21 protein-coding genes are annotated in these 23,324 nt (G+C 62.6%); 6 read left to right on the plus strand and 15 right to left on the minus strand.

The genetic code is table 11. From position 1 onward, the window contains the following. Positions 1-43: 43 nt before the first annotated feature. Positions 44-2,032: a cation:proton antiporter domain-containing protein gene (locus BFX80_RS12095; RefSeq protein WP_084209042.1), complete on the plus strand. Its 1,989-nt coding sequence runs from the start codon at positions 44-46 to the stop codon at positions 2,030-2,032. 137 nt (positions 2,033-2,169) lie between these two features. Next, on the plus strand, positions 2,170-2,427 hold the full coding sequence (locus tag BFX80_RS12100) for a late competence development ComFB family protein (protein ID WP_084209043.1): 258 nt from the start codon (positions 2,170-2,172) through the stop codon (positions 2,425-2,427). A gap of 155 nt (positions 2,428-2,582) precedes the next feature. Here BFX80_RS12100 and BFX80_RS12105 read toward each other — a convergent pair whose 3' ends face one another. The 3 genes from BFX80_RS12105 to BFX80_RS12115 form a co-directional block, all read right to left on the minus strand. Continuing rightward, positions 2,583-3,347: an amino acid ABC transporter ATP-binding protein gene (locus tag BFX80_RS12105; RefSeq protein ID WP_084209044.1), complete on the minus strand. Its 765-nt coding sequence runs from the start codon at positions 3,345-3,347 to the stop codon at positions 2,583-2,585. Continuing rightward, a complete protein-coding gene (locus tag BFX80_RS12110; protein WP_077372544.1) occupies positions 3,344-4,018 on the minus strand; it encodes an amino acid ABC transporter permease in 675 nt (224 codons plus the stop codon). Before BFX80_RS12110 ends, BFX80_RS12105 begins: the two co-directional genes overlap by 4 nt. A gap of 231 nt (positions 4,019-4,249) precedes the next feature. Continuing rightward, the gene (locus BFX80_RS12115) at positions 4,250-4,984 is read right to left on the minus strand and encodes an amino acid ABC transporter substrate-binding protein (protein ID WP_103751385.1); all 735 of its coding nucleotides are present in this window, start codon (positions 4,982-4,984) and stop codon (positions 4,250-4,252) included. A gap of 764 nt (positions 4,985-5,748) precedes the next feature. Between BFX80_RS12115 and BFX80_RS12120 the strand changes: the two genes are divergently transcribed. The 4 genes from BFX80_RS12120 (at position 5,749) to BFX80_RS12135 (ending at position 9,631) form a co-directional block, all read left to right on the plus strand. After that, the gene (locus BFX80_RS12120; RefSeq protein WP_084209046.1) at positions 5,749-6,867 is read left to right on the plus strand and encodes a DUF3549 family protein; all 1,119 of its coding nucleotides are present in this window, start codon (positions 5,749-5,751) and stop codon (positions 6,865-6,867) included. Positions 6,868-7,391: 524 nt separating this feature from the next. Then, positions 7,392-7,901 (plus strand): ATP-dependent zinc protease family protein, encoded by a 510-nt coding sequence (locus BFX80_RS12125; RefSeq protein WP_077372535.1) that lies wholly within the window; start codon positions 7,392-7,394, stop codon positions 7,899-7,901. Between the two features lie 151 nt (positions 7,902-8,052). Further along, complete coding sequence (rimK, locus tag BFX80_RS12130; protein ID WP_084209047.1) at positions 8,053-8,961, plus strand: 30S ribosomal protein S6--L-glutamate ligase; 909 nt, start codon at positions 8,053-8,055, stop codon at positions 8,959-8,961. A gap of 211 nt (positions 8,962-9,172) precedes the next feature. Next, complete coding sequence (locus BFX80_RS12135; RefSeq protein ID WP_077372529.1) at positions 9,173-9,631, plus strand: hypothetical protein; 459 nt, start codon at positions 9,173-9,175, stop codon at positions 9,629-9,631. Between the two features lie 112 nt (positions 9,632-9,743). Here BFX80_RS12135 and BFX80_RS12140 read toward each other — a convergent pair whose 3' ends face one another. The 12 genes from BFX80_RS12140 to hflK form a co-directional block, all read right to left on the minus strand. Further along, positions 9,744-10,370 (minus strand): SanA/YdcF family protein, encoded by a 627-nt coding sequence (locus BFX80_RS12140; RefSeq protein ID WP_240499750.1) that lies wholly within the window; start codon positions 10,368-10,370, stop codon positions 9,744-9,746. A 219-nt stretch (positions 10,371-10,589) separates the two neighbouring features. Beyond that, a complete protein-coding gene (locus BFX80_RS12145) occupies positions 10,590-11,195 on the minus strand; it encodes a YceI family protein (RefSeq protein WP_084209049.1) in 606 nt (201 codons plus the stop codon). 166 nt (positions 11,196-11,361) lie between these two features. Continuing rightward, the gene (sufT, locus tag BFX80_RS12150; protein WP_084209050.1) at positions 11,362-11,937 is read right to left on the minus strand and encodes a putative Fe-S cluster assembly protein SufT; all 576 of its coding nucleotides are present in this window, start codon (positions 11,935-11,937) and stop codon (positions 11,362-11,364) included. A 165-nt stretch (positions 11,938-12,102) separates the two neighbouring features. Further along, entirely contained in the window at positions 12,103-13,347 is a 1,245-nt protein-coding gene (locus BFX80_RS12155) for a cysteine desulfurase (RefSeq protein ID WP_084209051.1), read from the minus strand. Continuing rightward, positions 13,344-14,756 carry a Fe-S cluster assembly protein SufD gene (gene sufD, locus BFX80_RS12160; protein ID WP_084209052.1) on the minus strand — a complete coding sequence of 471 codons (1,413 nt, stop codon included), beginning with the start codon at positions 14,754-14,756 and terminating at the stop codon, positions 13,344-13,346. The genes BFX80_RS12155 and sufD overlap by 4 nt, the downstream gene beginning before the upstream one ends. After that, entirely contained in the window at positions 14,756-15,505 is a 750-nt protein-coding gene (sufC, locus tag BFX80_RS12165; RefSeq protein ID WP_077372513.1) for a Fe-S cluster assembly ATPase SufC, read from the minus strand. The genes sufD and sufC overlap by 1 nt, the downstream gene beginning before the upstream one ends. Before the next feature lie 75 nt (positions 15,506-15,580). Then, positions 15,581-17,023: a Fe-S cluster assembly protein SufB gene (sufB, locus tag BFX80_RS12170; protein WP_077372510.1), complete on the minus strand. Its 1,443-nt coding sequence runs from the start codon at positions 17,021-17,023 to the stop codon at positions 15,581-15,583. A gap of 125 nt (positions 17,024-17,148) precedes the next feature. Next, a complete protein-coding gene (locus BFX80_RS12175) occupies positions 17,149-17,679 on the minus strand; it encodes an SUF system Fe-S cluster assembly regulator (RefSeq protein ID WP_084209053.1) in 531 nt (176 codons plus the stop codon). Positions 17,680-18,004: 325 nt separating this feature from the next. Further along, on the minus strand, positions 18,005-19,300 hold the full coding sequence (locus tag BFX80_RS12180; RefSeq protein WP_077372504.1) for an adenylosuccinate synthase: 1,296 nt from the start codon (positions 19,298-19,300) through the stop codon (positions 18,005-18,007). 134 nt (positions 19,301-19,434) lie between these two features. Beyond that, a complete protein-coding gene (locus tag BFX80_RS12185) occupies positions 19,435-20,619 on the minus strand; it encodes an ATP phosphoribosyltransferase regulatory subunit (protein WP_077372501.1) in 1,185 nt (394 codons plus the stop codon). Positions 20,620-21,019: 400 nt separating this feature from the next. Then, complete coding sequence (hflC, locus tag BFX80_RS12190; protein WP_084209054.1) at positions 21,020-21,901, minus strand: protease modulator HflC; 882 nt, start codon at positions 21,899-21,901, stop codon at positions 21,020-21,022. Next, positions 21,898-23,130, minus strand: a complete 1,233-nt coding sequence (gene hflK, locus BFX80_RS12195; RefSeq protein ID WP_077372495.1) for an FtsH protease activity modulator HflK — start codon at positions 23,128-23,130, stop codon at positions 21,898-21,900. Before hflK ends, hflC begins: the two co-directional genes overlap by 4 nt. Positions 23,131-23,324: the final 194 nt, after the last annotated feature.

The following is a 23,324-nucleotide window of genomic DNA, read 5'->3' on the forward strand; positions in this document are numbered from 1 at the left end:
CGGTATTATCCCGTTCATACGCTTGGAAGGCCAGGAGGGCCAGATGGCAGATAGCCTGTTCAATGACGTGATGATCCTGCTGGGGGCCTCGGTAGTCGCGGCGGCGCTGTTCCGACGCCTGCACCTGCCACCGGTACTGGCCTATCTGGCGGTGGGCTTTCTGGTCGGCCCGCATCTGGCAGGCTGGATAGGCCGTCCGGAAGAGCTGGCCTTTCTGTCGGAGTTCGGCCTGGTCTTTCTGTTGTTCTCGCTGGGATTGGAATTCTCGATGCCCCGCATGCGAGCCCTCAAGACCACCGTCTTCGGACTGGGAGCCTCCCAGGTGGTGGTCTGCAGCGGACTCTTCTGGGCGCTGGGCTGCGCACTGGGGCTGACCCCTGCCGCGGCGCTGGTCGCGGCCGGCGCACTGGGACTTTCTTCCACGGCCATCGTGACGCGGGAGCTGGCGCGCTGGAACGAGCTGGACAGCCCCCACGGCCATGCCGCGGTGGGAGTGTTGCTGTTTCAGGACCTTGCCGCCCTGCTGTTCCTGATCCTGATTCCGGCCATGGCGGGAGATGGCAGCCAGCTGCTCAGCGATCTGGGCGTGATGCTGGCCAAGGGCATCGGCCTGGTGGTGGTGATGATGGCCATCGGCAAATGGGTGCTGCCACTGGTCTTTCAGGAAGTCGCGCGCTCACGCTCGGAAGAGCTGTTCGTGCTCACCGTATTGCTGGTGGCCCTGTTCTCGGCCTGGCTGACCCACAGCCTGCACCTTTCGATGGCGCTCGGCGCCTTCCTGGCGGGCATGATGCTCGGTGAAAGCCATTACCGGCATCAGATAGAGGCGGACATCCGCCCGTTCCGGGACATCCTGCTGGGCCTGTTCTTCGTCTCGGTCGGCATGCTGCTCGACCCGCATGTCCTGCTGGCACAGTGGTACTGGGTGGTGATCGGCGTGATCTGTCTGCTGACCACCAAGGCACTGTTGATCACGGGGCTTGCCAGACTCTCCGGACGACCACTGGATTCGGCCATGCGCACCGGCCTGGTGCTGTCACAGGGCGGAGAGTTCGGGTTTGCCCTGCTGGCACTGGCCAGTCAACAGCAGCTGATGGACACCGATACCGTGGGACTGGTGGTGGCGATCATCATCGGCTCGCTGGTCGTCACGCCCTCGCTCATTCGTCACAACCAGCATCTGTCGCAACGTGCCTGCCGCTCACATACCCCCACCCAGGAAAATCCGCACACCACGGCGCAGTTGAGCGAGGCCACGGCCCCGCTGCACGACCACGTCATCGTGTGCGGCTTCGGGCGTGTCGGTCAGACGGTCGGGCGCTTCCTGACCCAGGAGAAGCTCCAGTGGATCGCCATCGATGCCGACCCCATCCGCGTGCATGAAGCCGCCAGCGCGGGTGAACCGGTGGTCTTCGGTGATGCCCAGCGTCAGGACATTCTGCGCGCACTGGGCATCGAGCGCGCCCGCCAGGTGGTGATCACCGTCAACCAGCTGCCGCATGCACTGGCCATCCTGCATGCCATCCAGCCGTTGCAGCTCCCCGAGCTCAAGGTGCTGGTGCGCACCCAGGATGATGCCGACCTGGACACCTACAAGGCCGCCGGCGCGACCGAGGTGATCCCGGAGGTACTGGAAGGCTCATTGATGCTGGTCTCGCATGTGCTGGTCAATCTCGAGGTGCCATTTCGCCGTGTGGCGCGCTCGATCCAGAAGGCCCGCGAGGCCCGCTACAGTCTGCTGCATGGCTACTTCCACGGCCAGCAGTCACAGCTGACCGACAAGCGTGGCAACCCGCTGCTGAGACGCCATCCCGTGACCCTGACCGAGAGCACCTGGGCCTGTGAGCGCCGACTGGACGAGATCTCCCTGCCGGAGCGCAGCGGTATCCTGATCTCCCGCATCGTGCGCGCCAACGGGGACTGCATCGAGGAGCCCACGGGTGATCTTCGTCTCGCGTGTGGCGATACGCTGGTATTGTCCGGGCTGGCTGATCATATTGAAGAGGCAGAAGCGCGTCTGTTGTCGGGCTGAGGCTCTGTCCGTCGGACGGGCACAGGAGACCGGCCTTTCGACAGCAGGCAATGACCGCCTTCGTCACGTCACAAGGGAGACTCATCATGCACGGACAGCACGCAACGTCTTGCTCGACCCAGGGGAGCCCACAGTCGATGGGCGTCCACAATTACATGGAGCAACTGGTGTTCGATGGCATACGCCTGCATGCCACGGCCAGCGGCATGGATGGCGACAGCCGCGAGGATGTCGCCTGCATCGCGCTCAATCAGCTGGCACCGCGCTACATCCGTCATGATGTGGACATGGCCTTCTACATGACCCCTGCCGAACAGGAGCTGCTGGAAGAGCGTGTGGCCCTGGCTCTCGATGATGCGGTGGCCAGGGTGCACAGCATGCCGCGACGCAGCTAGTCGCCGCCCTCTCCTGCCCCGGGCGCATCGCGGGGATGCGTCCGGGCAATCACGATGCTCGCCATCAATCACGACGAGCCTCACCAACCACGACGGCCCACCTGCGCAGGCAGGTGGGCCGTCGTGATGAGGGTTGCCCTTGAGATGGCAGCCGCTCAGATACCTGCCGCTCCCTGCGGCGGGACTTCATCGAGCACCTTGCGCAGGAAGGCGCGGGTGCGGTCATCCTTCGGCGCGCTGAACAGCTGACTCGGTGGCCCCTGCTCGACGATACGCCCGCCTTCCATGAAGATGACGCGGTCAGCGACTTCCCGCGCAAACTGCATCTCGTGGGTGACCACGATCATGGTCTGACGCTCCACCGCCAGCTGCTTCATCAGCTCCAGCACTTCGTCGACCCATTCCGGGTCGAGCGCCGAGGTCGGCTCATCGAACAGGATGACCTCGGCCTGGGCCGCCATGGCACGCCCGATGCCGATCCGCTGCTGCTGTCCACCGGAAAGCGCCGCCGGGAAGGCATCCGTCTTCTCGCTCATGCCGATGCGCTCGAGAATCTCGCGGGCGCGTTGATGCGCCTTGGCCTTGGGCCAGCCATTGACGACGATCAGGCCCTCGGCAATGTTCTCAAGCGCCGTCTTGTTGGCGAACAGCGCATAGTTCTGGAACACGAAGGCACTGTTGCGACGCAGGGCAAGAATGTCATGGCGACTGGCGCGTGTGGCCGCGACCTTGTGCTCGCCGATCTGGATTTCCCCGTCATCGGGTTGTTCCAGGAAGTTGATGCAACGCAGCAAGGTGGACTTGCCGGTACCCGACGGGCCGATGACGACGATGATCTCGCCCTGTTTCACTTCCAGCGTGATGCCATCGAGCACGGCCTGCCCGCCGAATTTCTTGATCAGATTTCTGACTGCAATCATCGCTGATAGGCCTTGTTGAGACGTTTCTCCATCCAGCGCTGCACGAAGGACAGCCCTTCCACCATCACCCAGTAGACGATGGCCACCATGATGAAGGATTCAAAGTACAGGAAGCTGCTGGCCGCTTCCTTCTGGGTCGCGCCCATCAGTTCGGTCACCCCCAGCGTGAAGGCCAGCGACGTGGACTTGATCATGTCCACGAAGTAGTTCATCAGCGTGGGAGCCGCCACACGGGCTGCCTGTGGCAGCACGATGCGACGCATCAACTGGACATTGGTCATGCCGATGGACAGCGCCGCCTCGGTCTGGCTGCGATCGACGCCGACGATGGCCGCACGGATCGACTCGGCCATGTAGGCAGAGAAGTGCAGCGTCAGGCCCAGAATCGTCGCGGTCACGCCATCGATCTGGGTGAGGAACGACATCACCTGCGGCAGGCCGTAGTAGAACAGGAACAGCTGCACCAGCAGCGGCGTACCGCGGAAGAAGGAGATGAACACCACGGTCAGCGCGTTGAGCACCGGCACCTTCAGCACCCGCACTACCGCCAACAGCGAGGCCAGTACCAGCGCGGCCACCATGCCGATACAGGCCATCTTGAGTGTTAGTGGCAGGTATTTGAGCATGACCGGCAGCAGGCCAAGCATGTAATCGATATTGAGAGTATCCATTCGTTATCCGGACAGGCTGAGGGCTTGGCTGAGAGTCTCACGGAAGACGCCCATCGACGTGATGACGGCAATATCCCGGCGACACGCGGAGCATCATCACGGCAACGGGGTGACGGTTGTGCCGTCACCCCGTTTGCTCACGACATCGATTGACGCGCCTGCACGTGACACACCGTCATGCGTCAGGCTCGTCCACGGGTGCCCCCTGTATCAGGGCGCGCCCGTCAATGTTCAAGGCGTGGTGATGTCATTGCCGAACCACTTGTTGGAAATCTCGGCCAGACGACCATTTTCCTTGAGCTCGGTCAGCGCGGCATCCACCGCGTCACGCTTGGCTTCACCCTCGGCATCCTTGCGGAACGGCAGCGCGTTCTCGAGACGTGAGAACGGCGTGCCTGCCAGCTCCAGCGGCAACGGTGTCTTCTGGATCACCTGGCTTGCGCTGACGCGGTCCATCACGAAGGCATCGACACGGCCCAGGGCGGTGTCCTGCTCGATGTTGGATTCATAGGTCTTGATATCGATCTGGTCGGCGTACGGCAGCTCCTTCATCAGCGCTTCGTAGTTGGACCCCAGATTGACCGCCACGCTGTGCCCCTTGAGGGACTCGACGCCGGTGATCTCGTCATTGCCACGACGCTTGACCACCTGCGCCCCGTCATAGACGTACGGCTGGGTGAAGGCGAACTTGGCCTTGCGCGCATCGGTGATGGTGATCTGGTTGGCCACGGTATCGATACGACCCGCTTCCAGTGCACCGATCAGACCGGAGAAGCTCATGGTGACGAATTCGACATCGTCGCCGGTGATCTCGCCCACGGCATTCAGGACATCCACCTCAAAGCCCTGCAGCTTGTCCTGCTTGACGAAGGTGAACGGGAAGTAGCCCCCGGACATGCCGACCTTCAGGGTGTCGGCGTGAGCGGCCAGGCTGCCCATGGCAGCAGCCCCCAATGCCGCCGCCATCACGGTGCCCTTGAGAGCAGTGGCAGAGAAGACGGCAGCAAGTGAACGTGAATGGCGCATCGGAAATCCTCGATGGTGGCAGACTTATGCGGGCAGGGCATGTGTCGAAGTGCAGACGTCATCCACCGTCCCACACGCAGCGAGCACATGACAGCAACGAATCAGGCATAAGCGCCAGCATTTATATGTGATTTAGTTTTATAGAATAACGAGCCTGTCGCGCATTCCCAAACATTTCCTCCACTTTGGTAAGAACGAAAAGGAATAACGCTACATGCGCGAGCAATGATGAGATTCTAGCATGCCTGCCCCTGCTGACCAGCCATGCGCCGAGGCGTCCCGGCGGGCGCAACGGCCGCTGCCACTCGGATTGAGTGTGCCCTCTCAAGAGCACGCCACCGGGTAGCGGCTAACGATGACAGGCTGAGGTCATCAGGATGACAGTTATTCACGTCTTCCGTGGACGATACTGTGGATAACCTTGTGCTTCCTCGCTGCAAGCCGCGCCAGACCTGGGCAGGAGAAAATTGATCAAATTTTCATCAGCGAGTCACCAGGACGTCTCCCAAAGGCCCCATAGCCGGCAATCCTTCTGCAATCAAGGTGTTGCGACAATGCGCGACAGCCTTCGCGGGTGGCATGCAAAGAGGCGAATCGCTAAAGTCTCAGCCATTCTTGGCGTATCCTTGCCGATATCACGCCCAATCTCAGGTCGTCCCGGACGCGTACTGCGTCCGGGGAGCCCAACCGCAGCGGTGAGCCTCATGACTCCACTCTCCTCCCTGAGCAACTTCTTCCAGCGCACCGGTGCTGACGTGCACCTTTATCATCTGGGGCGCATCCTGTCCCCCTTGAGCCTTGAAGAGCTGGAAGCCTTCGAGACCCAGCAACAGCCGTGGTCGCAACCTTTCAAGGGACAGGCCCGGCTGGCGTGCGTCTTCCGACCCGCCGGCATCGACGATCCACTGGTGTGGTTTCTGGCCCTGCCGCTGGATGAAGAAGGCCGGCTTTCTCCGCCGCAACGAGATGCATTCCTCGAACGCCTGCTGACCACACTCGGCCAGACGGCACTGAACGTCGGTCGTTCTGACCTGTTGCAGGCCGAGGCAGGCAAGATCGACAACCTGATGCAGGACAATCCCCTGGCCTTCACTCCAGATGACAGCCTGCGCGCCATGCTGCATGCCCGCGCCAGCATCGACTGTGATCGCCCTGCCAGCCAGTACTATGAACAGGCGGAACGCTATCTCGCCGCGCAACTGCCCCTTGATGACTGGCCCAGCGTTGGCCTGCAGGGCATCGCCGATGGGCTGACGCGTCGCGGTGAGTTCACCAATGAACTTGCCGAGGCGATGATCGAACGGATCGGCTATCTTCCCGACACGCCGCTGCGCGCGCTCGCCCTGTGCCTGGAGCAGGCTCCCCCGGCCCATCCGCAGCTGGCCAGTCCGCTGACGGACAGTCTGGAGGCGGAGCTGCTCGACAGTCTGATTCGCCGCGGTCAGACGGCACGGGAGCTGGGAGACCTGGAAACCCTGTGCGCCTGCCTGCGTGCAGCGGCTGCCAGCCCCCTGCCAGCGGCCGCCGAATGGCTGGATACGCTATTGGCGGACGAGAGCGCCGCCAGCGTGGATGTGCTGGTCGCGATCGCCGCACGCGGTTATGCCCATCTGGAAGATGCCGAGCGCCTGCCGACCTTCCTCGTGCGACTGGCCAACTGCCCGCAGGCCAGCTTCCAGGCTCTCGCCCGTGATCTGGCGCTGATTCCGCGTCTGCGTCTGCCGGTACTGGTGACGCTGCGTAACGCCGAACCCGACAGCGCCCTGGGGCTCGCCCTGGCGTCGCTCACCGGCCGGACGGTGGCGCCGACGCAACGCCACTGAAGCCTCTGAGCCTCTGAATTACTGAGCCACTGAGCCAGCCCTGCCATCAGGACCCGCCGCCCTCGCCGGTCCTGATGGCCAATCCCCTGCCGGCCCGTCCTGGCCAATCTCTCCTCTCGGCTCGTGCCCGGCACTGAGCCACGTACCTCGTTCGGCCCCAGGCCCAGCCCTATGCCTAGCTCTAGGCCCAGCACCTTGCCCGGTGGTCGCCAGCGCAAGCGACAGGTGAGCATCACAGTCCTTGAGATCATGCGCATAACCCACGACACTTGGGAGAGGCCTGATCATCGTGCGCGAGAACTGCCCGGTGAAAGCGCTCTGCAAGGCGCCAGGCACGGGAGCGGCGCTGCTCGCAGCCAAAGATATGCCAACAAGGATTGCTGCTGATACGGTAAGTGACTATGCTGCGCGCCCGTCTGGTCGCAATCCCGCTGTCTGCCACGCGCCATTGCGATCACCACGGTGCCTTTCATGCCGTGACCCGACCTCCAGGCCAGGTCATGCCCTCTGATTCAGGATGAAACATGCCGCATTCCAAGACCCCTGCTCGTCATCACGCTCACAAGGCACCGCCTCTGGATCTCAGATCCCTGAACCACGATCTGCTCGGCTTTCGGCCGCGAGCCGTCGTCGGGCGGCGTGAACTGATCGAGCTGCCGGAGCTGCATCTGCACCTCAACGCCAAGATCGACACTGGCGCGCACTCGAGCGCACTGCACGCAGAGAACATCGAGGTCTTCGAGAAGGATGAAGACCTGTGGGTACGCTTCATCACGCGCAGTGGCGGCAGTGATTCTCCGCCCCATGATGTCGAGACACGGGTCCACGACCGGCGTCGGGTCAGGTCTTCCAACGGTCAGGCACAGTGGCGCTACGTGATTCGCTCCCGCATGCAGCTCGCCGGGCTCGACTACGACATCGACATGACACTGGTCGATCGCTCCCAGATGCGCCACCCCATCCTGCTGGGGCGCCGTGCACTGCGTCGCCTGCTGGTGGCACCGGGTGCCGCCTATCTGCATGGCGAGCCCTGACGACCTTCATATTGCGCAAGACTCGCCCCCGGCATGACTCGAACGGGCACGCCGCCTTCGCGGCGCTCGCGCAAGACGCCTCCTGACGCACCTCTTTCATCCTTTCGCCACCTTCTCATTCCTGACGGCCCTTTCGGCTCTGGAGGATTTCATGCATATCGGTATCCTGTCGCGCAATTCCCGCCTCTACTCCACTCGCCGCCTGATCGAGGCAGCCGAAGCCCGCGGGCATACCGCACGCGTCGTGGACACGCTGCGCTGCTACATGAACATCGCCTCGCACCGCCCCTCCATCCATTACAAGGGTGCCGAGATCGAGCATTTCGACGCCGTGGTGCCACGCATCGGCGCCTCCGTCACCTTCTATGGCTGTGCGGTACTGCGCCAGTTCGAGATGATGGGTACCTACGTGGTCAACGACTCCGTGGCCATCTCCCGCTCACGCGACAAGCTGCGCTCGCTGCAGCTGCTGTCGCGCAAGGGGCTGGGCCTGCCGGTCACCGGCTTCGCGCATTCGCCGGATGACATCCCCGACCTGATCACCATGGTCAAGGGCGCGCCGCTGGTCATCAAGCTGCTGGAAGGCACCCAGGGCATCGGGGTGGTACTCGCCGAGACCAATCAGGCCGCCGAGAGCGTGATCCAGGCCTTCATGGGCATGAAAGCCAACATCATGGTGCAGGAATACATCAAGGAAGCGCGTGGCGCCGACATCCGCTGCCTGGTGGTGGGAGACAAGGTGGTCGCCTCCATGAAGCGCCAGGCCGCCGATGGCGAGTTTCGCTCCAACCTGCACCGTGGCGGCACGGCCAGCGAGATTCGCATCACGCCGGAAGAGCGCTCCACCGCCATCCGCGCCGCCAAGGCCATGGGCCTGGCCGTCGCCGGTGTCGACCTGCTGCGCGCCAACCATGGCCCGGTGATCATGGAAGTGAACTCCTCACCGGGTCTGCAGGGCATTGAAACGGCAACCGGCAAGGACATCGCAGGGATGATCATCGACCACATCGCCAAGTCCGCCGCACCCGCTAGGAAGATCCCGCCCAAGCCCAAGGGGTGAGATGCCGCCGGCCTGCCTGAGCATTCTGGGAGACATGACGCTGATCACGGACAGCCGTGACACTGTCGGACGTCACGATAACGTCATCGAACTGTCGTAAAATGAGTGGATTGACGCTACGGGAAGAAATATCAGGACTTTCTGCACATCAGGGGTAGAAAAACACTGTTTTCACCCGCACAATCTCTCCTGACGGAGGAGGTGACCGCCCATGTTTCTCGACAATCGCCAAGTGGCGATGGATAGCGTCCAGGAAGCCCTGGCAGACAGTCTTGATTATTTCGAGGACAACGCCGAACGGCTGCGTCCCGGGCTGCTGAAGGCCTTTGAACCCTTCTATGCCCGGCGCGTGGAGCTCAAGCAGGCGCTGGAAGTCGAGACGCGCAAGCATCTGAGCCTGATGCCGCGAGACGCTGATGTCGAGCGTGATGACTACATGTGGCTGTGGAGTCGCCTGAAGAGCATCGTCAGCAATGACAATCAGGTTCTGATCAACGAACTGCTCGAACAGGAGCGCGTGCTGATGCAGGCCTGCTCGACGGCCTTCACGCATCCTCTCCCGGACAGCATGGAGAAGGTGCTGGAAGCGTGCTTCCACAACTGCCGCCAATTGATTCGCGAGCTCTATCGTCACCAGACCGGCATCGCGGCACGCCGCCGCGCCGGCTGACCTCGGGCCCGCTCAGCGGAAAAAGCCTCGAGCAGACACGAAAAGCCCCCGTCTTCCTATCGGAAGACGGGGGCTTTTCGTGTCTGCCGGCCGGTACGCTGAGCCGCTGTCGTCAACTGCCTGACACGGCCGGTACGGCGGGCAATACCGGTGTCGGCAGTCGCTCCGCCGGCCCCAGGAAACGCGGCTTGCGGCCCCACAGGTAAAGATCCCCCACCGTGGCGGCACGCGCCAGCCATTCGCGCAGCATCAGCCGCAGCCCCGCAGGCCGACGCTCGGAAACCGCCGGACAGCCGACGGCATCCAACCCCAGCACGTCAGCGATGAACAGTGCCCGTGGCAGATGCCAGGGCTGAGTGACCAGCACCGCCTGATCGACACCGAAGACCTTGTGCGCACGCACCAGCGTATCGAAGGTCGAGAATCCGGCGTAATCCAGCGTCATGAACTGCTGTGGCACATTGCGATCACGCAGGTCACGCCACATGGTCATCGGCTCATTGTAATAACGCGTACGATTGTCCCCTGACAGCAGCAGGTTGCTCACTCGATGCAGCCGGTAGAGCTGGGCTGCGGTGTCGAGACGAGCCTGATAGTGCGGGTTGCGTCCTCCGCCCACCAGGCCATGGGAGGTCCCGAAGACGATTCCCACTTCACGGCTTTCGCAGGTCAGCGGGGAAGACGCGATGCGATCACGGGTCGACATCACGACCCACAGATTGAGCCCGACCACTATCATCAGGCTCACGACCAACAGGCCAATCATGGCCATCACGGCCCGCTTGATCACTCGTCGCATCTGCTCCCCGCACCCATCCTTGCCTGTCACTACCGAATATCGCCATTCACTGCATCATGCAAGCATGAGCGCCCAGCCTACCCAAGCCATGCACACGACACCAGCGGGATGACGCCTGCAGGCTCGAGGGCCACGGGGTCAGGGCAGACGCCTGTCGGCTCACTCTTCCTGCGTCATGATCGCCTTGACGCTGACCGGCACCTGGGTCGCGATGTTGCCCAGTCCCGCCAGGTCACGCAGGGTACGGATGCCATCCACCAGCGAGAACTGGCTGGCATCGACCATCACCGGCGCATCCGTCTGCACCAGCCAGCGCTCTCCCTGCAGACGTGTCACCTGCAGGCTCACCGGCAGGGTCTGGGTGCTGTCATGCAGCGTCAGCTGCCCTTCCAGGCTGACATGCTGGGTATCGCCCGGCTCCATGACCTTGAGCGTCGGCATGTCCAGTGACGCGGTCAGCACGGCCAGGGGATAGTCTCCGGCCTCAAAGAGTTTCTCGCTGACACGCTGATCACGGATCTCGATACCGGTATCGGCGGAGTCTAGGTCAATCTCGACCGACAACTGGCCCGCATCATTGACGCGAGCACGCCAGGAATCGAAGGCGTGCTGCTCGACGGTGCTGGCACCGTTCTTGCTCATCTTGGTGGACTGGAAATTCAGTTGCGAGGCATCGCTGTCCAGTGTCCATGACGCCTGTGCACTGACGGCAGTACTCATGATCAGGCTGGCGGTCAGGACACGTAAGGCTGTCGGGTAGCGCATTGGGATATTCCTTGCTGGCAGAGAATCACGATCTTCGACGCCACATGACGCAACGACGGCGCCATGGTGCAGTCCTTGGCACGGCTTGGAAAGCGATTGGCGCGAGAGGTTCCGTCAAGACGGCCGTGCCGCCCGTTGCGCGATTGCGCCCGAGCGGCACGCAGCGTCAGAACATGCCAAGTTCCAGGCGCGCCTCTTCACTCATCATCTCCCGCGACCAGGGGGGCGAGAACACGATCTCGACGTGAACCTTGGAGACATCCTCCGCGCCCAGGATCTTGCGCTTGGCATCCTCGGCGATCACGTTGCCCATGCCGCAGCCCGGTGCCGTCAACGTCATCTTCAGATTGACCATCTTCTCGCCGCTGATCAGGGTGTCGATACGACAGCCATAGACCAGCCCGAGCTCGACGATGTCCACCGGGATCTCGGGGTCGAAACAGGTGCGCAGCTGCGCCCAGACGAAGGCCTCTATCTCGGCGTCGCTCTGCCCGGCCGGCAGATGCGGGCGCGGCACGGCGTCCAGTCCCAGTGCATCGAGGCTGAAGCTCTCGATCAGGTACATGCGGCCTTCGTACGCCACGCTGACGGTGCCGCCCTTGGCCTGCATGACTTCGACCACCGCGTCCTCATGCAGGGTCACCGACTTGCCGAAGGGTACCGAGATACCTTCCACGTCACGCTGCAACGGCATCTTCTGGCCCTTGCCGAGGCTGGCCAGCTGGTCTTCAGTGTGGCTCATGCCCTCTCCTTGCCGAACCGCATGACAGCCATGCGGATCAAGAATACTGTGGGTTCACTCAGGATGTGCGGGTCACAACATCCCCTGGCAAGCGCCGATAGCAATGAGGCCCGCCATGCGCGAGCCTCATTGATCAGCGCCCGTCAGGGCCACCGCAGGGGATGCTCAGCGCACCATGGTCAGCACGCGCTGCAGAGCCTCGACGAACAGGTCGATCTCCTCCGGCGTGTTGTAGGCCGCGAAGGAGGCGCGACAGGTGGCATCGACACCGAAACGTCGCAGCACCGGCTGAGCGCAGTGATGACCGGTCCGGATGGCCACCCCCAGCTGATCGATCAGCAGACCGATGTCCTGGGCGTGGGCACCGTCGACCACGAAGGAGATCGCGCCGGCCTTGTCGGGCGAGTTGCCGATGATGCGCAGCCCGTCCACTTCGCGCATGCGCTCGGTGGCATGGCGCATCAGCTGCTGCTCCCAGCGCGTGATCAGCGCCATGTGGGTGCAGTCCAGCCAGTCGATGGCCTTGCCCAGCCCGATGACCTCGGCGATGGGCGGCGTGCCAGCCTCGAACTTGTGCGGCAGATCCGCGAACAGGGTGCCGTTCTCGAACGAGACCGTGCGGATCATCTCGCCGCCGCCCTGCCACGGTGGCATGGCATCGAGCAGCGCTTCCTTGCCGTAGAGCACGCCGATGCCGGTCGGGCCATACATCTTGTGGCCCGAGAAGACATAGAAGTCGGCGTCGGTCTCGCGTACATCGACCTGCTGATGCGGCACCGCCTGGGCGCCATCGACCAGAATCAGCGCGTCGTGAGCATGCGCCAACCTGGCCATCTCGGCCACCGGGTTGATGCTGCCCAGGGCGTTGGAGACCTGATTGACGCAGACCAGGCGCGTCTTCTCGCCCAGCAGGTCACGGTAGGCCGCCATGTCGAGCACGCCATCGTCGTCGCACGGTATCACCTTGATGACGATATCCAGGCGTTCCGCCAGCATCTGCCAGGGCACGATGTTGGCGTGATGCTCCATCACCGAGATCAGCACTTCATCACCGGCATTCAGCCAGTTGGCCCCCCAGCTGTTGGCGACCAGGTTGATCGCCTCGGTGGTGCCGCGCGTGAAGATGACTTCACGCGTCAGGCGCGCATTGATGAAGGCACGTACCTTCTCGCGCGTCCCTTCGTAAGCGGCCGTCGCCTCGTCCGCCAGGCTGTGCAGGCCACGGTGGATATTGGCATTGGTGTTGCGGTAATAATCGCTCATCGCGTCGATGACGGCAGTCGGCGTCTGGCTGGTGGCGGCGCTGTCGAGATAGATCAGCGGCACGTCACCATGCACGCGACGCTCGAGGATCGGAAAATCCTCGCGGACCCGCACGACATCGAGCATCAGATTGTCGAGTGCGCTCATGCGAAGTCCTCATCACGCGCCACTGCCACGGCCCCGCCGCCCAGCTCGACACTCAGATCCACCAGCTCATCGAGGTGGAAGCGTGACGGCAGGCGACCCGCGACGCTGCGCTCGATACGCTCGGCGATGGCGTCGATGCCCAGACCGGACATGACCTCATTGGCGAAGGCCAGGGTCAGCAGGCCGCGGGCCGTCTGCTCATCGATGCCACGCGCGCGCAGTGCGAAGACAGCCGTCTCGTCGAGCTGGCCGGTCGTGGTGCCGTGGGAGCACTTGACGTCGTCGGCATAGATCTCGAGTTCCGGCTTGGTATTGATCTCGGCGCGGTCCGACAGCAGCAGGTTGGCGTTGTTCTGATGCGCCTCGATCTTCTGACTGTCACGCTTGACCAGCACGCGGCCATTGAAGACGCCACGTGCGCGGTCGGCCAGGATGCCCTTGTAGTTCTCATCCGAGAAGGTCAGAGCCTCGTTGTGATTGACCAGCGAGTGGGTATCCACGTGCTGACGATCACGACCGAAGAACAGGCCATCGAGGCGTGCATGGGCGTTGTTGCCGTTCAGGTCGCAGACGATATCGTTGCGCACCAGACCACCACCGGTGTTCAGGTTGATGGAGCGATACTGGCTGTCACGCGGCTGCTCGACCTGCAGCGAGGCGATATGCGTCTCGCCGGTGGCGGCTTCGCCCAGCTTGTAATGATTGAGCACGGCGCCGCGCTCCAGCATCACTTCGCTGACCATGTTGGTGAAGTTGGTCGCGCCACTCTCACCGATGTGATGCTCGATCACGCTGGCTTCGGCGCGGCTGCCCAGCTGCACCAGCAGACGCGGATGGCTCATGGTCACGGGCTGGCCTTCGACGGCGGCACGCGACAGGAACAGCACGTAGACCGGCTTGTCGAGCACCGTCCGCGGGCCGACCTGAATCACCGCACCCTCTTCGGTGAAGGCGGAGTTCAGCGCCACGAAGGGCGTGAAGTCGATACCGGTCAGGCGGTTCAGCGAGCCGCCGATCACTTCCGGCTGATTGACGATGGCGTCAGACAGCGGCACGACACGCACGGTGTCGGGCAGACCTGCCACATCGGAAAGCTCGGCGTTGTAGAGACCATCGACGAACACCAGGCGGTAAGCATCGACGGCGAGCGCCAGCTCGTCCTTCACCGCCGCCGAGAGATGGGCATCGTCGGCGAGACGGTATTGCTGGCGACCCAGCGCCTGGGTGTCGGTGTACTTCCAGGCCTCGACCTTGCGAGTCGGCAGACCCAGCGCTTCAAAGCGGGCGATGCCGGCCTGACGGCGCGCCGCCATCCAGCTCGGGTCAGCCGCGAAGCGAGCCTTGCGCGCGGCGAATTCGCTGGCGAAGGCTTCGCTGCCGGGGACGGACGCGGTAGCAAGTGCTGTCATTACGCGGTTTCCTCCTGCAGCCAGTCATAGCCCTGGGCTTCGAGTTCGAGGGCCAGCGACTTGTCGCCGGACTTGACGATGCGGCCATCCATCAGCACGTGGATGTGGTCCGGCACGATGTGCTCGAGCAGACGCTGGTAGTGCGTGACCATCAGTACGGCACGGTTCTCGTTGCGCAGGGAATTGACGCCCTTGGCGACGATCTTCAACGCATCGATGTCGAGACCGGAGTCGATCTCGTCGAGCATGGCGAGCTTCGGTTCCAGCACCAGCATCTGCAGGATCTCGTTGCGCTTCTTCTCGCCACCGGAGAAGCCTTCGTTGACGGCGCGCTGCAGGAAGCTGGCATCCATCTGCATGAAGGCAAGTTTCTCGCGGATCAGCTTCATGAATTCCGGGGCCGGAATCTCGCCCAGGCCTTCGGCTTCACGCTTGGCGTTCAGCGCCGCCTTGAGCAGGTAGACATTCTTGACCCCCGGGATCTCCACCGGGTACTGGAAGCCCAGCAGCAGGCCGGCACGCGCGCGCTCCTCGACTTCCATCTCCAGCACGTCCTCGCCTTCATAGGTGATGGTGCCCGAGGTCACTTCATAACCGTCCTTGCCGGCGATCACGGAAGACAGCGTGGACTTGCCCGCACCGTTCGGCCCCATGATGGCGTGGACTTCACCCTTGTTGATGGTCAGGTCGAGCCCCTTGAGGATTTCCTTGCCTTCCACCGAGACGTGCAGATCTTTGACTACGAGCATGATGATACCTTTGGCTGACAGGCCGCCCGCAAGCGGCCCTCAAGAATGGGGATGAATGCGAAACAGGCTGTGGCGTTAGCCTACGGCGCCTTCGAGGGTGACATTGAGCAGCGCCTCGGCCTCGACGGCGAACTCCATCGGCAGCTCCTGGAAGACGTCCTTGCAGAAACCGTTGACGATCATGTTGACCGCATCTTCCTCGCTGATGCCGCGCTGACGGCAGTAGAACAGCTGATCCTCGCCGATCTTGGACGTCGTCGCCTCGTGCTCGACGGTAGCGGTGGCGTTGCCGATCTCCTGATACGGGAAGGTGTGCGCACCACAGCGATCGCCGATCAACAGCGAGTCACACTGGGTGAAATTGCGCGCGCCCTTGGCCCGTGGACCGATCTTGACCAGGCCACGATAGGACTGCTCGGAGTTGCCGGCCGAGATGCCCTTGGAGACGATGGTGGACTTGGTGCCCTCACCGATGTGGATCATCTTGGTACCGGTGTCCGCCTGCTGGCGACCATTGGTGACGGCAACGGAGTAGAACTCCCCGACACTGTCCTTGCCACGCAGGATGCATGACGGGTACTTCCAGGTGATCGCGGAGCCGGTCTCGACCTGGGTCCAGGACACCTTGGAACGATCACCGCGGCAATCGGCACGCTTGGTGACGAAGTTGTAGATGCCACCCTTGCCGTCTTCATCGCCCGGATACCAGTTCTGGACGGTGGAGTACTTGATGTAGGCATCTTCCAGCGCGACCAGCTCGACCACGGCGGCGTGCAGCTGGTTCTCATCACGCTGCGGTGCGGTGCAGCCTTCCAGATACGAGACCTGAGCCTGCTTCTCGCAGATGATCAGGGTGCGCTCGAACTGGCCGGTGTTGGCGGCGTTGATGCGGAAGTAGGTGGAAAGCTCCATCGGGCAAGTCACGCCTTCCGGCACGAACACGAAGGAGCCATCGGTGAAGACGGCCGCGTTCAGCGCGGTGAAGTAGTTGTCTGCCTTGGGCACGACGGTCCCCAGATACTGCTTGATCAGCTCCGGGTAGTCCTGGATGGCTTCCGAGATGGAGCAGAAGATCACGCCCGCCTCGGACAGTTCCTTCTTGAAGGTAGTGGTCACCGATACGGAGTCGAATACCGCATCCACCGCCACGCCAGCCAGCGCGGCGCGCTCGTGCAGCGGGATGCCCAGCTTCTCGTAGGTCTCCAGCAGCTTGGGGTCCACCTCATCCAGACTCTGCGGACGATCTTCCGGCTTCTTCGGGGCGCTGAAATAGGAAATCGCCTGGTAGTCGATCTCGGGGTAATCCAGGTGTGCCCAGGACGGCGCCTTCATCTTCAGCCACTGATGATAGGCATCCAGACGCCACTCCAGCATCCACTCCGGCTCACCCTTCTTGGCCGAGATGAAGCGAATCACGCTCTCATCAAGTCCCGGCGGAATGGTGTCGCTCTCGATGTCGGTCACGAAGCCCTGCTTGTACTCTCGCTGTACAAGCTGCTCCATCTCCTGGCTCGCCATGCTGGTCTCCTCTCCCGGAGAAGCTCCGGGTCTGTTCAGATTCCTGATCACCCCGCCTCAACTGCGGCGAAGCTCGAATATTCGAATGTTTCTGAAGCCTGGCCCGCTACCGTGGGGCTGAGCATTCAGCGCCCGGACATGCCGTTGACGACGCTTCCTGCACTGCTGTCCTTGTCAGGGGCTCCCCCGTCAGCCTCTTCATCGCTGTAGAGACTGACGGCCTGAATGGGCAACTGGATCGGCATCCGCAGCGGTGCGGTGGATGCCAGATGTGCCAACGTCACGCTGCCCAGCAGTTCACCGATGGCGCGTGAGACTCTCTGCCAGTTGTCGGCCACGCCACAGGTGTTGACCAACTCGCAATCGCCATCGGCGTGGCTGCATTCCGTGACGGCCACTGGACCTTCGATGGCGCTGATGATGTCACTGGCCGTGATGTCACTGGCGGGTCGCGCCAGACGGTAGCCCCCCTGCGCCCCACGACGTGACTCCAGCAATCCGGCGCGTACCAGCGCCTTCAGGGTCTTGCTGACGGTGGGGTGCGGCAACTGAACGCTTTCCGCGAGATCGATCGCTGCATGGGCCGACTCCGGCTCGCGAGCGATGCGCGCCATCACCACGGCGGCATAATCGGTCATTCTGGAAAGCTTCAGCATCTTGCCTCCACTGCGGGGTTATCAATTGGGGACCATTTTAGTCCTGTATCAGAACGATGTGAAGCCAAGCACCCAGCGAAAACGCCAAATTGCGGCCTGGGCAACCAGTTTGCCGACAAGATAGCCGCCGATCACAACAAAAATAACAATCATTCCCATTTAAATTTCCTACTGACCACCCCACCCTGCCACTCTCAAGACTGTACAAGACCTTCTGCTGCCAGCCTTGGAACGCAAGACACCCCGCCGGGAAATCCCGACGGGGTGTCTTGGTCTTGCATCATCTCGACATCACGCGCCACTCAGGAGAGCGACGTGGTCATGATCAGTCGTGGAACGGATTGCGCAGCACGATAGTCTCGTTGCGATCCGGGCCGGTGGAGATGATGTCGATCGGCACGCCGACCTGCTCTTCCAGGAAGCTGATGTAGGCACGGGCATTGGCCGGCAGCTTCTCGACTTCACGCACGCCGATGGTGGAGTCGCTCCAGCCCGGCAGGTCCTGATAGAGCGGCTCGATGGCTTCATAGCCTTCGGAATCCACCGGGTTGTCCAGCACGTCGCCATCCTTGCTGCGATAGCCGATGCAGACCCGGATGTTCTCGAGACCATCCAGCACGTCCAGCTTGGTCAGGCAGATGCCGCTGACCGAGTTGATCTGCACGGCGTGACGCAGGGCGACGGCATCGAACCAGCCACAACGACGCGCACGACCGGTGGTAGCACCGAATTCGTGGCCACGCTCGGCCAGGTGACGGCCGAACTCATCGAACAGCTCGGTCGGGAACGGGCCGGAACCGACACGGGTGGTGTAGGCCTTGGTGATGCCCAGCACGTAGTCGAGATACAGCGGGCCGACGCCGGAACCGGTGGCGGTGCCGCCGGCAGTGGTGTTGGAGCTGGTGACGTACGGGTAGGTACCGTGGTCGATGTCGAGCAGTGAGCCCTGAGCACCCTCGAAGAGGATGTTCTCGTTGGCCTTGCGCACGGAGTGGACCAGGTCCACGGTGTCGCAGACCATCGGACGCAGCTCTTCGGCCATTTCCATGGCTTCGTCCAGCACCTGCTGGAAGTCGACCGGCGCTTCACCGTGATAGTGCTGCAGCACGAAGTTGTGGTAGTCCAGCACTTCGCCCAGCTTGGAGGCGAAACGCTCACGGTGGAGCATGTCACCCAGACGCAGACCACGACGCGCGACCTTGTCTTCGTAGGCCGGCCCGATGCCACGACCCGTGGTGCCGATCTTGGCGACACCACGCGCCTTCTCGCGCGCCTGATCCAGGCGCACGTGATAGGACAGGATCAGCGGGCAAGCCGGCGACAGACGCAGACGGTCACGTACCGGCACGTCATTGGCTTCCAGCTCACGGATCTCCTTGATCAGCGCTTCCGGAGACAGCACGACGCCATTGCCGATGACGCAGGTCTTGCCCGGGTGCAGGATACCGGACGGGATCAGGTGAAGAACGGTCTTCTTGCCATCCAGCACCAGTGTATGGCCGGCGTTGTGGCCACCCTGGAAGCGCACGACGGCGCTGGCGGATTCGGTCAGCAGGTCAACGACCTTGCCCTTGCCTTCATCACCCCATTGGGTGCCGAGCACGACTACATTCTTGCCCATGATTCCTAGTCTCTTTCGGTGAATAACCGTCGGTGAAAACCCACTCACAAGTGCAGCCACCTCAAGGGCAGCTGCACCTCGGGACCTGGTGGCCCCTGCTGTTCTGCTGGCTGGCACGCATGGCCGTCAGCGGATCACGACTGCAGCGTCACGACCTGCCAGGCGCCATCGACCTGGACAAGCTCGCGGTTGCAACGGTGCGCATCGGCACCGGTGGTCTGGCCCGGTAGCGCGGCGATGACACGCTCGCCGTCGGCGCGCAGTTGATCGACACACTCGCGCAGCGCGCTGTCATTGAGCGCCGGTGCCCAGATGCCATCGCAGGCCGGAGGCTGCACGGCGAGCGACGCCAGCTGCTTCAGGTCCATCGAGAAGCCGGTGGCCGGACGCGCACGTCCGAAGGCACGCCCAGTATCGTCGTAGCGCCCGCCCTTGGCCAGCGCCTGACCGTAGCCCGGCACATAGGCCGCGAACACCATGCCGGTGTGATATTCATAACCGCGCAGTTCGGCGAGATCGAAGTACAACGTGACCTGCGGATGACGCTCACGCACGACCTGACTGAGGGCGGCAAGCTGATCCAGTGCGCCGGCGACGGCAGCGGGCGCGCCGGCAAAGGCGGTCCGGGCCTGGGCAAGAATCTCTTCATCCCCGTGCAGGTGCGGCAGGGTCTTGAGCATGCCCGCCACCACCTTGTCACCCACCACCCGATCGATCAATGCATCGAGAGCGGAATACTGCTTGCGCTCGATGGCGGCGAACAGCTCGCGCTCATGCTCGTCGCTCATGCCGGCTTCGGCGATCAAGGCACGATAGATGCCGATGTGCCCCAGCGCCAGGTGCAGCTCGCCAGCACCGGCCTGCTCGAGGCTGGTCAGTGCCAGGTGCAGGATCTCGTGGTCGGCCTCAAGGCCAGCATGACCGAACAGCTCGGCACCGACCTGCACCGGGCTGCGTCCGCCCTGATGCTTGTCCGCCTTGGTACGCAGCACGTTGGCGCAGTAGCACAGACGCACCGGCCCTTCACGATGCAGGGAGTGGGCATCCATGCGTGCCACCTGCGGGGTGACATCGGCACTGGCTCCCATCATGCGCCCGGTCATCTGATCTGTCAGCTTGAAGGTCTGAAGGTCAAGCTCGGTACCGGTGCCGGTCAGCAGGGAATCAAGGAATTCGACGGGAGGCGGCAGCACCAGGTCATAGCCGAAGCGATGATAGAGGTCGAGCAGCGCGCGGCGCAGCGCCTCCATACGGGTTGCCTGAGGCGGCAGTACCTCATCCATGCCATCCGGGAGGAGCCAGCGATCTGCGATGGTCATTGCGCTATCCTGCGAGAAATTTTTGACAAGGAGTGGCGCGTATCGCGCGTGCCGTCAGTGCAGGGACATGCCGCTGCAACTCAGTGACGAAACACCCGCGCAACACGCTGGACACTCGACGGCAACGCCCTTGAAACACGGCGTGAGACAGGCTCGAGCCGCGCCTTGAGGCGGCTTCGCGAGCAAGGACTGCCACGCTGACAGCGCCTGTCCGGGGCCCATCGGGACTTCGTGGGAACGTCGTCGATAGAGGAAAAACGGCCACAAAAAAACCGGGCGGTGCCCGGTTGCAGGAGTCTAGCATGAATCCTTTCGGGATGAACCCCACACGAGACCTCGTGCGGGGTTCATCCGCGGCATCGTCATCTGTTCGCCTGATGACGATGCGGACGGTCAGCCGCTACTGAGAGCCGCCCTGCGAATCCTTGAAGAAGCGGAAGAATTCGCTATCCGGCTGGATGACCATCATGTTGCCATCACCCTTGAAGCTGTCGCGATAGGCCTGCAGCGAGCGATAGAAGCGGAAGAACTCCAGATCCGCCCCGTAGGCCGAAGCGTAGATGGCGGCCGCTGATGCGTCCCCCTCACCACGCAGGGTCTGCGCCTGCTCTTCAGCCTGTGCAAGCAATACCGAACGACGGCGGTCCGCATTGGCCTGGATCTTCTCGGCCTGCTCCTGACCCTGGGCACGATATTCACGTGCCTCACGCTGACGCTCGGTCTTCATGCGCTCATAGACCGCCTGAGAGACTTCGTCCGGCAGGTCGATGCGCTTGACGCGGATATCGAGAATCGACACCCCCAGTTCCTTGCGCATCACCGCGTCGAGCTCTTCGGTGGGCTTCTTCATCAGCGCATCACGCTGTTCGGAGATGATCTGTACCAACTCGAGCTTGCCGAACTCGTTACGCAGACTCTCGTCGACACGCGGCGCGATCAGACGCTCTGCCATCTGCTCATCACCGGACGTCGCCTCGTAGTAGCGCTTCGGGTCGATGATCTTCCACTTGACGAAGGAGTCGACGATGACCGCCTTCTTCTCGCGGGTCAGATAACGGCTCGCCTGGGCATCCAGTGTCAACACGCGCGTATCGAAGGTACGAATCGTGTTGTAGACCGGCAACTTGAAATGCAGGCCCGGCTGGATGTTGTCTTCCACCACCTCACCAAACTTGAGCTTGATGGCGCGCTGGGTCTCATCGATCGTGTAGAGGCTGTTGCTGGCGAACCAGGCAACGACGGCCAGACCCGCCACGGCCATCAGTGAGCGATTGTTGATCATTGACGACCCTCCCGACGAATGCTGTTGCTGCTGTCATTGCTGCTCTGGCTGCTGCGGCCGAGAGCGTCGCTCGCCTGTCGGGACACGCGATCCAACTCACTGCGACTCATGCCACTGGCATCCTCGGACGTGGCATTGGACTTGCCAGCCAGCTTGTCCAACGGCAGGTACATGAGGGAGTTGCCGTTCTCGACATCCACCAGCACCTTGTTGGTCTTGCCGAGCACTTCCCCCATGGTCTCGAGGTACATGCGCTCGCGGATGATCTCCGGTGCCTTCTGGTACTCGGTCAGCAGGGAAGTGAAGCGATTGGCCTCACCCTGGGACTTGGCCACCACCGACTCCTTGTACCCTTCGGCTTCCTCGATGATGCGCTGCGCCTGACCTTGAGCCGCCGGGAGAATCGAGTTCTCGTAGGCCAATGCCTGGTTGATCGTGCGCTGACGATCCTCACGAGCCTTGATGACGTCATCGAAGGAATCCTGGACCGCTGCCGGCGCCGACGTGGACTCGACGTTGATGGTCTGCAATGTCAGACCCACGCCATAGTTGTCCAGGTAGGACTGCAGACGCGACTTGACGTTGCTGGCCAGCAGCTCACGCCCGGAGGTCAGGATGTCATTCATGTCGGCGCTGCCGACTTCATGACGCAATGCAGAGTCCATGGCGTTCTCGAGGCTGACCTCAGGAGCACGCACATTGAGCAGGAAGTCACGCGGGTTGGATACCTGATACTGGACGGACATCTGCACTTCGACGATGTTCTCGTCCTGCGTCAGCATCGACTTGGTCTGGGAGAGCGAGCGCACCTTGGTGACGTTGATCTCGCGAACGTCATCGATGATCGGCGGATTCCAGTGCAGACCCGGGCCGACGATGTCGTTGTACTTGCCGAAGCGAAGCACCACGCCACGTTCGGACTGATCGACCAGATAGAAACCGGAAGCCGCCCAGATGGCGACCAGCACCACCCCGATGATGCCCGGCAGGGCAAAGGCATTGGTGCTGCCACCACTGCCGCCGTTGCCGCCCCCGCTGCCGCCACGACGCTTGCGGCCGTTGCCCAGCATGCCGTTGAGCTTGTCCTGGAACTTCTTCAGCGCTTCGTCGAGGTCGGGCGGTCCACCGTTGCCACCGCCGTTGCCTCCACCCCCTTTCTTGTCCCCGTTGCGGCCACCGCCACTCCAGGGGTCATGCTGGTTGCCGCCACCCGGCTCATTCCAAGCCATACGTCGTCTCCACTCAGTCGATGTTCCGCTCGTCGTTATGATGACGCCGCCCATGCCGGCTTTCGTTGCCGGGAATCGTCCCCGGCAATTGATGACCGGTTCTTTGCTATGACACGGCGGCGCGCCCCTTGCGGGAGAAGGCCATGGCCCTGCCTGACAACCATCCTCTGCCAGGCGGCATCCGACAATCCCTT

It is taken from the genome of Cobetia marina (genome assembly GCF_001720485.1).
Classification (GTDB): domain Bacteria; phylum Pseudomonadota; class Gammaproteobacteria; order Pseudomonadales; family Halomonadaceae; genus Cobetia; species Cobetia marina.

Excerpts from the sequence above, each read along its gene's own strand:
- BFX80_RS12095 (WP_084209042.1), top strand. The coding sequence starts at position 44 with ATGGCAGATAGCCTGTTCAATGACGTGATGATCCTGCTGGGGGCCTCG.
- BFX80_RS12100 (WP_084209043.1), top strand. The coding sequence starts at position 2,170 with ATGGGCGTCCACAATTACATGGAGCAACTGGTGTTCGATGGCATACGC.
- BFX80_RS12105 (WP_084209044.1), bottom strand. The coding sequence starts at position 3,347 with ATGATTGCAGTCAGAAATCTGATCAAGAAATTCGGCGGGCAGGCCGTG.
- BFX80_RS12110 (WP_077372544.1), bottom strand. The coding sequence starts at position 4,018 with ATGGATACTCTCAATATCGATTACATGCTTGGCCTGCTGCCGGTCATG.
- BFX80_RS12115 (WP_103751385.1), bottom strand. The coding sequence starts at position 4,984 with ATGGCGGCGGCATTGGGGGCTGCTGCCATGGGCAGCCTGGCCGCTCAC.
- BFX80_RS12120 (WP_084209046.1), top strand. The coding sequence starts at position 5,749 with ATGACTCCACTCTCCTCCCTGAGCAACTTCTTCCAGCGCACCGGTGCT.
- BFX80_RS12125 (WP_077372535.1), top strand. The coding sequence starts at position 7,392 with ATGCCGCATTCCAAGACCCCTGCTCGTCATCACGCTCACAAGGCACCG.
- rimK (WP_084209047.1), top strand. The coding sequence starts at position 8,053 with ATGCATATCGGTATCCTGTCGCGCAATTCCCGCCTCTACTCCACTCGC.
- BFX80_RS12135 (WP_077372529.1), top strand. The coding sequence starts at position 9,173 with ATGTTTCTCGACAATCGCCAAGTGGCGATGGATAGCGTCCAGGAAGCC.
- BFX80_RS12140 (WP_240499750.1), bottom strand. The coding sequence starts at position 10,370 with ATGATAGTGGTCGGGCTCAATCTGTGGGTCGTGATGTCGACCCGTGAT.
- BFX80_RS12145 (WP_084209049.1), bottom strand. The coding sequence starts at position 11,195 with ATGCGCTACCCGACAGCCTTACGTGTCCTGACCGCCAGCCTGATCATG.
- sufT (WP_084209050.1), bottom strand. The coding sequence starts at position 11,937 with ATGAGCCACACTGAAGACCAGCTGGCCAGCCTCGGCAAGGGCCAGAAG.
- BFX80_RS12155 (WP_084209051.1), bottom strand. The coding sequence starts at position 13,347 with ATGAGCGCACTCGACAATCTGATGCTCGATGTCGTGCGGGTCCGCGAG.
- sufD (WP_084209052.1), bottom strand. The coding sequence starts at position 14,756 with ATGACAGCACTTGCTACCGCGTCCGTCCCCGGCAGCGAAGCCTTCGCC.
- sufC (WP_077372513.1), bottom strand. The coding sequence starts at position 15,505 with ATGCTCGTAGTCAAAGATCTGCACGTCTCGGTGGAAGGCAAGGAAATC.
- sufB (WP_077372510.1), bottom strand. The coding sequence starts at position 17,023 with ATGGCGAGCCAGGAGATGGAGCAGCTTGTACAGCGAGAGTACAAGCAG.
- BFX80_RS12175 (WP_084209053.1), bottom strand. The coding sequence starts at position 17,679 with ATGCTGAAGCTTTCCAGAATGACCGATTATGCCGCCGTGGTGATGGCG.
- BFX80_RS12180 (WP_077372504.1), bottom strand. The coding sequence starts at position 19,300 with ATGGGCAAGAATGTAGTCGTGCTCGGCACCCAATGGGGTGATGAAGGC.
- BFX80_RS12185 (WP_077372501.1), bottom strand. The coding sequence starts at position 20,619 with ATGACCATCGCAGATCGCTGGCTCCTCCCGGATGGCATGGATGAGGTA.
- hflC (WP_084209054.1), bottom strand. The coding sequence starts at position 21,901 with ATGATCAACAATCGCTCACTGATGGCCGTGGCGGGTCTGGCCGTCGTT.
- hflK (WP_077372495.1), bottom strand. The coding sequence starts at position 23,130 with ATGGCTTGGAATGAGCCGGGTGGCGGCAACCAGCATGACCCCTGGAGT.